The sequence below is a fragment of the Chryseobacterium sp. 1B4 genome, from assembly GCF_036631475.1.
Lineage (GTDB): Bacteria > Bacteroidota > Bacteroidia > Flavobacteriales > Weeksellaceae > Chryseobacterium.
On the sequence record NZ_JAPNUF010000008.1, the window covers coordinates 405,040 to 417,377 of the forward strand.

Annotated in this window: 14 protein-coding genes and 3 pseudogenes; 9 read left to right on the forward strand and 8 right to left on the reverse strand. The window is 38.0% G+C overall.

What is annotated here, in order from left to right; genetic code table 11:
• The first annotated feature begins 58 nt into the window (after positions 1–58).
• Entirely contained in the window at positions 59–472 is a 414-nt protein-coding gene (locus OWR28_RS18165) for a patatin-like phospholipase family protein (RefSeq protein WP_332387897.1), read from the forward strand.
• A gap of 91 nt (positions 473–563) precedes the next feature.
• A complete protein-coding gene (locus tag OWR28_RS18170; RefSeq protein WP_332387899.1) occupies positions 564–1,643 on the forward strand; it encodes a hypothetical protein in 1,080 nt (359 codons plus the stop codon).
• 91 nt (positions 1,644–1,734) lie between these two features.
• On the opposite strand, the gene OWR28_RS18175 is transcribed toward OWR28_RS18170, so the two are convergent.
• Positions 1,735–2,265 carry an NAD(P)H-dependent oxidoreductase gene (locus tag OWR28_RS18175; RefSeq protein WP_332387901.1) on the reverse strand — a complete coding sequence of 177 codons (531 nt, stop codon included), beginning with the start codon at positions 2,263–2,265 and terminating at the stop codon, positions 1,735–1,737.
• Positions 2,266–2,356: 91 nt separating this feature from the next.
• On the opposite strand from OWR28_RS18175, the pseudogene OWR28_RS18180 reads away from it, so the two are divergent.
• The 3 genes and pseudogenes from OWR28_RS18180 to OWR28_RS18190 all read left to right on the forward strand — a co-directional run bounded on the left by OWR28_RS18180 (position 2,357) and on the right by OWR28_RS18190 (position 3,306).
• A pseudogene (locus OWR28_RS18180) lies at positions 2,357–2,721 on the forward strand (winged helix-turn-helix transcriptional regulator).
• A 76-nt stretch (positions 2,722–2,797) separates the two neighbouring features.
• Positions 2,798–3,046 carry a hypothetical protein gene (locus OWR28_RS18185; protein ID WP_332387902.1) on the forward strand — a complete coding sequence of 83 codons (249 nt, stop codon included), beginning with the start codon at positions 2,798–2,800 and terminating at the stop codon, positions 3,044–3,046.
• Between the two features lie 77 nt (positions 3,047–3,123).
• Positions 3,124–3,306 carry a hypothetical protein gene (locus OWR28_RS18190; RefSeq protein ID WP_332387903.1) on the forward strand — a complete coding sequence of 61 codons (183 nt, stop codon included), beginning with the start codon at positions 3,124–3,126 and terminating at the stop codon, positions 3,304–3,306.
• A gap of 158 nt (positions 3,307–3,464) precedes the next feature.
• Here the strand turns inward: OWR28_RS18190 and OWR28_RS18195 are convergent.
• Positions 3,465–4,024, reverse strand: a pseudogene (locus OWR28_RS18195) (DNA-3-methyladenine glycosylase I).
• A 169-nt stretch (positions 4,025–4,193) separates the two neighbouring features.
• Here OWR28_RS18195 and OWR28_RS18200 point away from each other — a divergent pair.
• The 4 genes and pseudogenes from OWR28_RS18200 to OWR28_RS18215 all read left to right on the forward strand — a co-directional run bounded on the left by OWR28_RS18200 (position 4,194) and on the right by OWR28_RS18215 (position 6,565).
• Complete coding sequence (locus OWR28_RS18200; protein WP_332387904.1) at positions 4,194–4,955, forward strand: alpha/beta fold hydrolase; 762 nt, start codon at positions 4,194–4,196, stop codon at positions 4,953–4,955.
• Positions 4,945–5,106 carry a hypothetical protein gene (locus OWR28_RS18205; RefSeq protein WP_332387906.1) on the forward strand — a complete coding sequence of 54 codons (162 nt, stop codon included), beginning with the start codon at positions 4,945–4,947 and terminating at the stop codon, positions 5,104–5,106. Before OWR28_RS18200 ends, OWR28_RS18205 begins: the two co-directional genes overlap by 11 nt.
• A 38-nt stretch (positions 5,107–5,144) precedes the next feature.
• On the forward strand, positions 5,145–5,501 hold the full coding sequence (locus OWR28_RS18210; protein WP_332387907.1) for a hypothetical protein: 357 nt from the start codon (positions 5,145–5,147) through the stop codon (positions 5,499–5,501).
• Between the two features lie 53 nt (positions 5,502–5,554).
• Positions 5,555–6,565, forward strand: a pseudogene (locus OWR28_RS18215) (TQO small subunit DoxD).
• Between the two features lie 137 nt (positions 6,566–6,702).
• Here the strand turns inward: OWR28_RS18215 and OWR28_RS18220 are convergent.
• The 6 genes from OWR28_RS18220 to OWR28_RS18245 form a co-directional block, all read right to left on the reverse strand.
• The gene (locus OWR28_RS18220; protein WP_332387908.1) at positions 6,703–7,299 is read right to left on the reverse strand and encodes a hypothetical protein; all 597 of its coding nucleotides are present in this window, start codon (positions 7,297–7,299) and stop codon (positions 6,703–6,705) included.
• A 202-nt stretch (positions 7,300–7,501) separates the two neighbouring features.
• On the reverse strand, positions 7,502–9,079 hold the full coding sequence (locus OWR28_RS18225; RefSeq protein ID WP_332387909.1) for a DHA2 family efflux MFS transporter permease subunit: 1,578 nt from the start codon (positions 9,077–9,079) through the stop codon (positions 7,502–7,504).
• Between the two features lie 93 nt (positions 9,080–9,172).
• On the reverse strand, positions 9,173–10,024 hold the full coding sequence (locus tag OWR28_RS18230; RefSeq protein ID WP_332388064.1) for an HlyD family secretion protein: 852 nt from the start codon (positions 10,022–10,024) through the stop codon (positions 9,173–9,175).
• A 266-nt stretch (positions 10,025–10,290) separates the two neighbouring features.
• Positions 10,291–10,419, reverse strand: a complete 129-nt coding sequence (locus OWR28_RS18235) for a hypothetical protein (protein ID WP_332387910.1) — start codon at positions 10,417–10,419, stop codon at positions 10,291–10,293.
• Between the two features lie 22 nt (positions 10,420–10,441).
• Positions 10,442–11,602, reverse strand: a complete 1,161-nt coding sequence (locus OWR28_RS18240; RefSeq protein WP_332387911.1) for a TolC family protein — start codon at positions 11,600–11,602, stop codon at positions 10,442–10,444.
• Positions 11,586–12,182, reverse strand: coding sequence for a TetR/AcrR family transcriptional regulator (locus OWR28_RS18245; RefSeq protein ID WP_332387912.1), 597 nt, complete (start codon positions 12,180–12,182; stop codon positions 11,586–11,588). Before OWR28_RS18245 ends, OWR28_RS18240 begins: the two co-directional genes overlap by 17 nt.
• Positions 12,183–12,338 lie beyond the last annotated feature (156 nt).

Genomic DNA, 12,338 nt, shown 5'->3' on the forward strand with positions numbered 1-12,338 from the left:
ATATGATCCGTTGATTACTTGTTGTCTCTAACCATCATACCAACAAAACAAAAATACCATGACCGCTGAAAACCTCAACAAAATCCTGGAAGATCCGTCCCTTTCGCAGGCATCCAAAGAAAAGCTGATGGCTTTACATCAGAATATCTCCGGCAAAGAATTTTCTGACCTTCTGGATCAATCAGGTAATCAGTATGTGGAATTTGTTCAGGAAGGTGGTGGTGTCTGGGGAAGTGCATTGGTAGGTTATCTTTACGGGCTGGAGATATTCGGCATCCGTTTTCTGAAAGTAGCAGGAACAAGTGCCGGCGCCATTAATACGATGCTTATTGCAGCCTGTAAGACCAAAGAGGAATCTAAAAGTGAGCTGATCAAGGATATCCTTTTCAGCTGGGATTTTTCAGATTTCATGGATGGGAAGACGTACGTAAAAACCACCCTTCATGCGATGCTGAACAACAAAGATTTTTAAAATCAATGCTGTTATTGCCGCTATCCTTTTTATTATTCTGATCAGCATTCCTTTTCTGGCACCTTCAACAACGATTCTGAATGCGAAACTGATGTTCCTGATTCCGCTGATACCAGCCGTCATTTTATTTTTCTGTATCAGGAAGCTTTACAACAATTTCAGAAAAGAAAACAGCGGACTGAATCCCGGAAATACTTTTCAGAACACAATGCAGTATGCGCTGGATCAGTTCGGGATCAAAACGGTTGCTCATCTCAATAAAAAATTTATTCAGAAAGAAAGAGAACTCAACCTCAATTACCGGTATGGAAACGGACAGGAATATTATCAGATGGCTTTACAAAGCATCGAAAAGATTAAAACCAAAAATCAGGAACATATTGACCAGACACGATACCGGATTTTCTACGAGAGCTCTGTGAATAATGATTATTATAAAAATAACCCGTTTTACCTTCTCAAATCCGAATATGTTGTCATCACCACCGATATCAATGCAAAAATTAAGGTAGAACTTCCCACGATGGCTAATCTTTACTGGTCTGAAGAGGAACTGAAGCACATCAGTCCGGCAGAATTTGTACGGGCTTCTATGGCTGTTCCTTTTTTCTTTGAGCCTTTTCAGAAACCAATCAATAAAAATGATGATTCTGTAAAATATGCCTGGAGATACTGGATGAATACCAAGCCTGAAGATATCAACCCTGCAGGAGTTTTTATTGATGGGGGCAGTATTTCCAACTTCCCTATTGATCTGTTTCATGCGGATGAAGTTTTTTATCCGAGAATGCCCCTTTTTGGAGTGCAGCTCACAAGTGATTCTGCTATCCTTTCGGAAAAAGGGAAAACCAGTGAAGAAATCCTTAAAACACCATTCAGCTACGCCGGAAATATCATCAGCACCTTGAAAGGATTTAATGATAAAACATTTCTTACCAAACACACCTTTTATAAACTGTACAGCATACAGACCGTTAACTGTGGGACCAGCAGCTGGCTGAATTTCTTTATGAAAAGAGAGGAAAAGGAAGAACTGTTCAACAGAGGATTTCAGGCTGCCCTCGATTTTCTCAACAGCTTTGATTGGGAAAAGTACAAATATGAAAGAATGATGCTCACCATGAAGGATAAAAAAATACTGAAAGAAGAGGATACTCCTACGGTAGGATAAGGGTTTTAAGTATTATTCTCTGTATTTTTTGAATACATACAAAAGTAAGCTGAACTCATTTTAATTCAAGTTCAGCTTACTTTCCATATTATTATAAATTATCCAGAAATTCCAGATACATCGGAACACTTCTGTTGATCCATTCATCGGAAGAATTTCTTTCAATTCCATAATAAACGAATGGTTCTCTGTAATCTGCCTTTATATAATCAAAAGTCAGTTCATAAGGCCGGAAAAGCTCTTTCATCGTATATTTATATTCTCCGGATGCGCTGTACCCTTCTTCATCTATTCCTGCGGTAACAGCCAGTGACATTTTCTTTCCGGCCAGCCTGAAACCGCTGTTGCTTCCATAGGCCCAGCCATACAAAACCACTTCATCCAGCCATTGTTTTAAAAGCGGCGGGCTGCTGAACCAGTAAAAAGGGAACTGAAATACGATTTTATCATAAGATTCCATCAGCTTCTGTTCCTGAGCTACATCAATTTTCCCGTCAGGATAAACCTCATACAGCTGATGAACCGTATATTTTTCAGGGTATTTCTTCAATTCATCAATCCATTTTTTATTGATCACTGATTTTTCAATATCAGGATGCGTCACAATTACTAAGGTCTTCATTATGTTTAAATTTCTGTTGCAAAATTACAACACGTTCCTTACATTTCGTACATTAGCAACCTATTGTATGGTACTATAAAAAATGTAAGTAATGACTAAAATAAAGGAAACCTCAACCAATTATGCCAATAAAAAAGCGCTTGCTGATGAGTGCCCGGAAATTTATGCTTCCAATATTATCGGAGGACAATGGGCTTTGGCAATCTGCTGTTATCTGATCAATGGGAAAATGAGATTCGGGGAACTTAGAAAAAGCTCCGGAACATTACCGAGCGGATGCTTACGCTTCAGCTCCGCAGACTGGAAGAGGATAAAATCATTACAAGAACAGTGTATGCCGAAGTTCCGCCACGGGTAGAATATGAGCTTACAGAAATCGGTTATAAACTGAAGCCCATCATTCTTGAGTTTGAGAAATGGGGTAACGAACATAAACAGATTATGGAAAACAAATAAAAAGGTTTTGGTTAAAGGATTTTCATCGTATTATTTTTCGTAAATTTAATTCACATTAAATTTCAAAATTATATTTATGAAAAACATTGCTTTTTTTCTCTCTTTTACAGCATTCACTTTTTTAGGAAACCTTCTGAATGCACAAAAAATTTCTGATGGCCAAACAATTGAAATCAATGGTATGGCTGTTACCTTTAATATTCTCAATAAAGAAAGTGTAGAATCCGGTGGAAAATCCTATGACCGCTATAAAGTTTCAGCATCGGTTAAAAATACTTCGGATACGGCATATAACATAAGATTATCTGCTTTCCCCAAATTGTAAGCAACCTTGGCCTTGTAGAACTGGACTGCATTAATGCAACCGGAGCCAGGCTGACTTCTAAAAAAATAGAATTAAAAATGAAGGCTCAAATGATTAATGTTACCTATTCTGCTTATGATAAATCCGGGAAATTCATTACAAGTACTATTCCTGTAACGGGAAGTTATTATTTTGATCCTGGCGATACCATCAGCGATAATGCTATTTTCATTGTGCCGCAAGGTGAAAAACCGGATGTTTCGGTAAGAGGGATGAAATAAATTTCATCACTTTAAATAATCTCCTTTATTTTGAGTCTTTCTGTCAGAATAAAGAATTGAGATTCCTACAGAATGACATCGTTTGTGCATAATGTCAAACAGTTCTATTTGTCATTCCGTAGGAGTCCGGGCCTGTTAATTGAAGAATAATCCGTATTCTACTTTCCCTCAGTCTTCTTCCACAAAGGTTTTTGCGCCAATACTTTTGAGTGAACGGGACAGCTTTCATGATGCGCTCCTTTCAGATATCCGGTGCTCATCAGAAATTCATTTACAATTTCCCCGCCTGTAAACTTAAATGTTTTTTGAACAGTTTCATCCATTCCTGCAATGTTCTGGGATGATGATGCTCCAGCCATTTTTCGAAAGAACCGAATTCCTTTTGTAATTCAATGATTGTTTTTGCATTTTCAATCGCAGCATTTACTTTTAGCTTATTCCTGATAATTCCCGGATCGCTCAGCAGTCTTTCCCGGTCTTCTTCCGTATAAGCCGCTATTTTCTGAATATCAAAATTGTCATAGGCTTTTCTGAAGCTTTCTTCTTTTTTCAGAACAGTTTCCCAGCTTAATCCAGCCTGATTGATTTCAAGGATCAGTCTTCCGAACAATTCATTATCATTATGAATAGGAAACCCGTAATAGTTGTCATGATAATTCTTGTGCAGCTCTTTTCTGCTTTCGGGCTGCATCCCTTCTATTGCCAAACAATAACTCATTTCAATATATTTTCTATTTTGTAAAATTTTCAGACTGTAAAGATAAAGCGGGATTGTGACAACTGTCCGTCAGTAGTGTTTTACTTTTTAAATTTAACAGTTATTAAAACAGTTTTATAAATTTCCGTCCGGAGAAATTTAGTAGTTTAGAAGAGTCAAAATATCCAATATGAAAGTACTGTTTTCCCTTCTTTTTATGATAGGCTCAATGTTCTTTAAAGCACAGAATTTATATTCTAAGGCTTATGGGGAACCTAAAAACCCTCCTGTCATTTTTATCCATGGCGGACCGGGTGGAAATGCCACTTTATTTGAAGGTACTACAGCGCAAAAACTTGCCGACAAAGGATTTTATGTCATTGTCTATGACAGGCGTGGTGAAGGACGTTCAAAAGATAAAAGTGCAACCATGACATTTAAAGAAAGTTTTGAGGATTTAAAAGGTATTTATTCCGCATACAATATCACAAAAGCCAATATTATTGCCCACAGTTTCGGCGGTATTATCGGAACCTTGTTTACGGCACAATTTCCTGAAAAGGTAAAGTCGCTGACCCTTGCAGGAGCTTTATTTACCCAGCAGGAAACCTATGACCATATTCTTAAAAAGGCAAAAGAACATTTCAAAAATGATTCCGTGCAGCTAAAAGAGATTTCAGCAATAGAAAATCTGGATAAAAATTCCGCAGTTTACAGAAAAAGATGCTATGAAATGGCTGGAAAACTTGGCTTTTTTGACATGCCCAACCCTACTCCTGAAAGTGAAATGCTGAGAAAGGAATACCAGGCAGGAGAATTTTATAAAAACAATATAAGAAACCCCAACTCTCCTCTGACATTTTATCAGAATGAACCTTTGAATAATCTTGATAATACCACAGTTTTAAAAAATATCCAAAAAAAGGAATTCCTCTTTTGCAGTGTATGGTAAGAATGACGGTATATTTTCAGAAAAACAACTTGATGATCTTAAAAATATTGTCGGAAAGAAAAACTTTAAACTGATTGATAACTGCTCCCATTATTTATTTGTAGATCAGCAGGATCATTTTCTGGAATTTATTAAGCTTACATTGAAATAAAGTGTAGTTTTGTAATCATGCACCATTCAGGATTCCATATGAAAACTTACAAAGCTGTCGTTACGATGCTTATATTGGTGTTTTCATTGTCTCCGTGCTCTGTTAAAAGGAATGTTCTTGATATTTTTGATATTGAATTTATCAGTGGGTTGAATAAGGTAAAAACCACCTCCTCTTTTTCTTTCAGCTGCGATGTGGCATCTGCTTCTTCAGGCATATCAGTTTCAAAAATCAAAATTCAAAACCAGTATAATAAATTCTTATCTGGCTTTACTCCTGCTGCAGTCAGTTCCGTTGAAGAGAAGATCTTTCTCAATAACTATTCCGGGCATTCAACAGGAAACAGCCCTCCGAAATATATTCTGTTTAAAAGACTGAAACTTAATCTGATTTAAAACCTTTTAAGTCAATTTAAAAATCAGTTTTTTATAATACAATATTAATTTCAATGAAACATACCGTAAACAGCCAGTCTTCGGACCTGGCCGGCTTATATACTTTATCCTCCGCATGGTTATCGGATGGACTTATTTTTCAGCGTTCTGGCGCAGACTTATCCTGGAAAACAAACTTATTCCTGATGACAAGGGATATATCGGGGAAAAATTCAATCATTTTTTACCTAATGCACTTGGAATAAAACCTGTTATTGAGTACCTGGTTACCCATCCCGACGCATTACAGCGCTCTATGATGATCTTCACCATCATTGAAGCTATTGCCGGATTATTCATTATCCTCGGATTATTTACCCGCCTGATGAGTATCGGTATCTTCAGCCTTGCTTTTGGAATTTTACTGGGTTCCGGCTGGCTGGGAACGACCTGTCTTGATGAATGGCAGATAGGTGTTCTGGGAATCGCAGGAGGATTTGTTCTTTTTCTCGGGAAGCGGTGCTTATTCACTGGATTATTATTTTATGAAGAATAATAAAAATTTCACTCAAAAGAAATGGTTTCAATGGCTGGGATCCGGAAGTTTCCCCCTTTCAAAACCTAAAGTTTTCGTATTGGCAGGATCGTTAATCATATTCGGGCTAACCCTTTTTACCAATCAGTATTTCCATGGTGGTGTATGGGGAACCCTCCATAATAAATCAGTAAAGCCCAAACTGGAAATTTCAAATATCTCCCATAATCAATCACACCTGAAATTTGAGGTATACAGAACTGAAGGTGCCGATGTATACGGCTCTTTCTTGATAGGCATCCATATTCTGGACAAAAACGGAAATATTCTAAAGGAGCTTGATCACAGAGAACTCGGCGGAATTCCTGAAGAGAATATTCAAAATCATTATGTTGCCAAAGTGAAACCGGGGAAATACAGTCTTGTAGTTCCATTGGGGGCAAAGGCCGATGTGGCTCTGAATATTGATGATGTTCTTCAGAAAAATGAAATTCATTCCTTAAAATTGATTGATATCAGCGGGATTGAATGGACAGGAAGGATCGATTAGGAGTTCGGGGCACGGGATGCGGGTACAGTTTTAGGTTTTGGCTGAAGCTGATTCTCGATTTATAATAGTAAAAGCGGACTAAAGTCCGCTTCTGTTATATTCCATGAATGCATTGTTAATTTCCCGGCATTCTCATTCTATTTTTCAGAAACAATGACATGGTAACTGCACCTGCTGTCCGTATCCAGTCTGAGTACTTTTATTTCAAGTAAAACATCCAGTCCCATAGTGTCGCAAATGCCCTGTATAAAAGGTTTGATGACTGGCCATTTCAACAGACCTGCAATTTGCAGGCTATGGGTGATTTTGTGGTAACGGTCTACTCCTTTAATGAGCAATTCGCATTTGTAGTCATTTAATTCTTTAAATTCAAAATTATATTCAGGACTGGATGTAAAAACTGCTCCCATCAATATTTTTGCAACAGCTGGAATTCCGGGCTGCAGATTGGGTTTTGCTTCAAGATTCTTCAGGGTCATTCTTGATCCCAGATCGTACATAAAAGTGCTGGAAAGCTGTTCAATAGCTTCAGCCCCATAAAGTTTTCCAATCTGTTTGAGCATTCCTCCGTAAAAAGCCCCTGTAATATCAGAGAGGCGCTGGGTAAGCTCTGTAAAAGTTCCGGGAAAGAAATCTGCAATAAGCTGAGCCTGATTCATTTCAGGGAGATAGACATCATTTTTTCTGAAATCTGATAATGCCAGGTAAGTCTCCGGCAGCTGGATTTGATTCATATAATAAGTTATTAGTATTCTGGGGATGCCATTTTAAGTTGTAAAACGATGTAAAGCTAGAAAAAATAAATAAACTCTCCAATAAGTGATATTATTTTTTATTTAACAAAATAAAAACAGAAAGTTATTGTTTCCTACTATTTTACGCGAAAAAATAACATAAAAAAACCTTCGGAAATTCCGAAGGTTTTGATTTAAAAATTTAGTGCATGGCTTCACTCAAATCTATTTTTTCTTTGCTCTTTCTTTCTTTTATGAACAAGATAAACGGAATACATATCAGGAATATGACCCCGAGATAAAGAAATACGTCCATATAGGAAAGAACGGTTGCCTGTTTGGTTACGGAAAGATCCAGCATTTTGTAAGCAGCATTCATTGCGGCATCAGGAGTCATTCCTTTTGCAATAAAGTTTGCTTTCAGGACAGCCAGCCTTTGTTGAACATCAAAACTGTTTTCGTCCAGATGGGAAATTAAGCTATTCCTGTATTTCTGGCCTGCATTGGCAATAAAGGTTGTAATTGCTGCAATCCCGAAAGATCCTCCCAGCTGTCTCATCATCCCTGTAAAAGCTGCACCCTGACCAATCTCCTGGCCTTTCAGTGTACTTAATGACAGTGATGTAATAGGAATGAACAGCAGTCCCAGACCTGCTCCCCTCACAATCAGCATCCAGAAGAAAGCATCTTTACTGGTGTCTGGTGTCAGGATTTTATATCCCCAGAAACTGTAGATAAAGAAGATGAACAATCCCAGGGAAACTAAAATCTGCTGTTTTGCTCCTTTTGTCAGTAATCTTCCGATGATAGGCATCATGAAAGCAGTCGTTAAGGCCGCCGGAATCATTAAGGCTCCTGACTGAAGCGCCGTCCAGCCCAGGATACTCTGAGTATAAAGCGGAACGATGAATGTAGACCCATACAGCCCAAATCCTAATACAAACGACATCACCGTTCCGATTCTTAAGTTTCCATTTTTCAATACCCGGAGCTCTACAATCGGATATTTGAAGGTAAGTTCCCTCCAGAGGAATAATATAAATCCTAATATTGCAGCTACTGTAAAGGCTACGATCATTCCGCTTTCAAACCAATCTTCTTCATGCCCTCTTTCCAGAATGAACTGTAATGAACCAACCGTTACGGCCAGTAAACCAATACCGATCCAGTCGACATCTGAAACTTTACGCTTTTCAGCATATTTCGGACTTCTCACGAACTGCAGTGTCATTAAAGTGGCTGCAATCCCGATTGGTATATTGATATAAAATATATACGGCCAGCTGTAATTATCAACGATGTATCCTCCAAGCGGCGGACCTAATGTAGGACCGATAATTACTCCCAGACCATAAATAGCCTGAGCCATACTTCTCTTTTCAATCGGATAAGATTCCGTAATGATCGTCTGTGAGGTTACCAGTAAGGCTCCTCCTCCGATACCCTGCATCAATCTGAAGAAAACAAGTTCCCAGATATTGGTGGCATTTCCACATAAAAATGAAAATACCGTAAATATGATGATGGATGCCGCAAAGTAATTTCTACGTCCGAACTGCTGTGAAAGCCAGCTTGTCATGGGAACAATAATAACGTTCCCGATAGCATAAGCCGTAATCACCCAACCCACTTCTGAAAGCGTAGCTCCAAGATTCCCCTTCATTTCATTCAAGGCAACATTAACAATCGTGGAGTCTACAATTTCAAGAAGGGCACAAAGGATGGCAGTAATCGTAATGATCACTCTCCGCGCTCCATATTCTACTAATGAATCTTGCATAATTTTTATTCGAATAATTGTATTAATGTAAAATGTAGGATGTATTAATGATTTTCAATTCATCATGAATACATTTTACGTCAGTACATAATACTATTTCAAAGCCACTTCTGCTTTCACGTTCATTCCTGTTCTTAATCTTTTTGCAATATTCTTGTCAAGATTCACAAAATCAATTTTTACAGGAAGTCTCTGAACTACTTTTACGAAGTTACCACTTGCATTATCCGGAGGAAGAATAGAGAAAGTAGCTCCTGTAGCCGGAGAGAATGAGCTTACCACCCCTTCAAATTCCTGGTCAGGAAAAGCATCAATCTCAATTTTTACTTTCTGACCTTCTACCATTTTGTCTACCTGTGTTTCCTTAAAGTTGGCCACTACCCATTTCTGGTCGTTTTTCACCAAAGCAAACAACTGTGACCCTGCCTGCAGATACTGTCCTGCCTGTGTAGGTACTTTTCCTACATATCCGTCTTCAGGTGCCAGGATTACCGTATATGACAAGTTCAGTCTTGCATTTTCCACATCTACTTCTCTCTGTTTAGCCACTGATCCTGCAACACTGATCTGTTGAGAGCTTGCCGCCGTCTGAGAAGAAGCAATATGAGTTTGCTGAGCGATTTGATTTCTCTGATCAACCAATACCTGTAGCTGTTTATCTGCAGATTGTTTTGCAGCCAGTGCCTGCTCATACTGCTGTTCTGTAATAGAATGGTCTTTTACAAGATTGGCATATCTTTTCAGGTCCTGTGATGTTTTCCATACATTTACTTTTGCAGCTTCTATCTGAGCGTTAGCAGTGATTACTGCCGCTTCTGAAGAACCAATATTTTTCGAAGTTGCTGTTGTAGCTGCTTCTGCATTGGAAATATTACTTTTAGCTGTAGATAATGCTGCCTGAGCCTGTTCAAGAGCCATTTTCTGATCTCTGTTATCCAAAATCACCAACGTATCTCCTTTTTTACAAACTGGTTGTCTTTTACTTTTACTTCCGCTACATAGCCGGAGATTTTAGAAATTACCGGTGCCATATTGGAAGCAATCTGGGCATCGTCAGTTTCTTCATGATACTGTCCGTAAGTATAAGCTCTGTAACCGTAGATTCCTCCTCCGATTACTACTGCCGCTAAAATGATAGGAAAAACTAAACTTTTTTTCTTTTAGGTTCAGCTGCCTGTGTATTATTATTTTCCATTTTGGTTTCGATCTGATTATTTAATTGTTAAAGTTCCTGTTGTCTGTAATAGTTTTCTGTATGCCAGTGCAGCATCTGCCTTAGCATTGATTACGCCAACGTTGGCAGCAATCTGAGCGGCGTCTGCATCCAGCAATTCAGTCATGGTTGCAAGACCGTTGTCGTATTTATTTTTGTAATTCTGTAATTTTCATTGGCCTGCTCAGCAGATTTTTCGAAAACAGCAATTCTCTTTTGGAATAGTCTGTGTTCTGGTATTCTCTGTTGACGTCAAGCTTAATGTTATCGTTCAGTAATTCATCGGTAGCGGCAAGCTGTTTTTCTCTGGCCTGTGACTGTCTTAAAGAAGAATTTTCTTTCCAAAGGTTGGATAAGTTGTAGGATACTCCGATTCCTACGTTGATTGCATTATATACGGTAAGAAACTTAGGAATATCAGCAGCTACATAACCTCCGGTGAATGCTATAGAAGGAAGATTTTCTGCTTTTGCAGCCCTGGTCCCAAATTCTGCTGCTTTTCTCTGTTGTGCCAAAGCCTGCAAATCCTTACGGTTTTCTCTGGCTTCATTAACATAAAAATCAACAGGCTTCACATCCGATCCTTCTTCAATATAATTTTCATCCACTTCAAGTATTGTTGTTTCAGGAAGACCTAGCAGAAGATCCATATTGATATTGGCAATATTGTAATTATTTTTTGCCTCCAATAGCTGAAGCTCAATATTTGAAGTCTGAAGGTTGGCTTTTAATCTGTCATTTCTCGCGATCAAACCGTTATTTTCCATTTTCAGGAACGTTTCATCTCTTTTCTGGGAAGCAGCAAGATTTTCTTCAAAAACCTTAATAGACTGGTTTGCCTTAAATAAGTTGTTATAAGCCTGAGCTACATTATAAGCAATAGCAATCTTATCATTCTCAGTGCTCAGCTTGGAAGCTTCCACCAGATATTTAGCCGACTGAATACCATATTTGATTCTTCCACCACTGTAGATCGGAACGCTCAGATTGGCAGTTCCGTAAAGCACCTGATGTACTTCCGGACCTCCTGCACCTGAAACACCGGGAAGCTTGATATCAATATTCGGTTTTATCGGAAGATACATATAGCTTCCTGACACTTTCAGCTCCGGTAGCTGTCTGTTTTTAGCTTCCAGAAGATCAGCTGTAGCCTCTTCAATTTTGGCTGCATCAATCTTAAGATTCTTGCTGTTCTGGATTCCCAGCTGCACGGCTTCGTCAAGAGAAAGTGTTTTTTTCTCCTGAGCATTTGCATGGGCTATTCCTACGAATAGTGATAATGCAATCACTGAGTTATTTATTCTCTTCATAACCTAAAAGGTCTTTTAGTAAATATTTAATATGTTTATTAAGTTCTGTATAGTATTTTTCGTCAAAACCTTCCTCATCTTCTGTTTCATTCAGGAATTCTTTATACATTTCTTTTGCATTGAATGCATAAAATAAAGTTCCGCTTACGGTGGAATGAAGCAGATAAATAGGTGGTTTTTTGGTGAAAATCCCATTTTTAAGACCGCTTTCCAATATCTGTGAATACATGGAAAGGAATCCCATTTTGGTCTGCTTCAAAAATTCTACAATCTGTGGATTTTTGGTATGCAGCTGCTCTCTCTGCATAATCCTGTAAAAGCATTTTTGAGTCCGGATTTTGTTGGAAAACTGATCTATTACTCTTTCAATTTTCTGCCATTCGTTGATATCAGTTCTTCCCAAAAGATCTTTCGAAAAAAACTGACCTTCATTCATTCTGTATTCTACTAATTTCTCATAAAGTTTTTCCTTAGAGCCAAAATAATATGAGATCATAGAGATATTTACATTAGCAGCCTTAGCAATTTCCGGTAGAGGTTCCTTCGAACCCTTTTTCAGCAAAGAGCTCCTCGGCGGCAAATAATATATTCTCTTCTTTTGAAATCATGTTGGTATTCATTTTTCAGGGCGCAAATTTACATAAGTTTTTATTCAAATCAAACGATTGATTGATTTTTTAATATAGATTTAATTTATTGCAAAGAAAAGACTGTTTCTATAATAGATGTTAAAACC

Bases quoted from the DNA above. Each gene is read 5' to 3' on its own strand.
- OWR28_RS18165 (WP_332387897.1), top strand. From the start codon at position 59: ATGACCGCTGAAAACCTCAACAAAATCCTGGAAGATCCGTCCCTTTCG.
- OWR28_RS18170 (WP_332387899.1), top strand. From the start codon at position 564: ATGTTCCTGATTCCGCTGATACCAGCCGTCATTTTATTTTTCTGTATC.
- OWR28_RS18175 (WP_332387901.1), bottom strand. From the start codon at position 2,265: ATGAAGACCTTAGTAATTGTGACGCATCCTGATATTGAAAAATCAGTG.
- OWR28_RS18185 (WP_332387902.1), top strand. From the start codon at position 2,798: ATGAAAAACATTGCTTTTTTTCTCTCTTTTACAGCATTCACTTTTTTA.
- OWR28_RS18190 (WP_332387903.1), top strand. From the start codon at position 3,124: ATGAAGGCTCAAATGATTAATGTTACCTATTCTGCTTATGATAAATCC.
- OWR28_RS18200 (WP_332387904.1), top strand. From the start codon at position 4,194: ATGAAAGTACTGTTTTCCCTTCTTTTTATGATAGGCTCAATGTTCTTT.
- OWR28_RS18210 (WP_332387907.1), top strand. From the start codon at position 5,145: ATGAAAACTTACAAAGCTGTCGTTACGATGCTTATATTGGTGTTTTCA.
- OWR28_RS18220 (WP_332387908.1), bottom strand. From the start codon at position 7,299: ATGAATCAAATCCAGCTGCCGGAGACTTACCTGGCATTATCAGATTTC.
- OWR28_RS18225 (WP_332387909.1), bottom strand. From the start codon at position 9,079: ATGCAAGATTCATTAGTAGAATATGGAGCGCGGAGAGTGATCATTACG.
- OWR28_RS18235 (WP_332387910.1), bottom strand. From the start codon at position 10,419: ATGACTGAATTGCTGGATGCAGACGCCGCTCAGATTGCTGCCAACGTT.
- OWR28_RS18240 (WP_332387911.1), bottom strand. From the start codon at position 11,602: ATGAAGAGAATAAATAACTCAGTGATTGCATTATCACTATTCGTAGGA.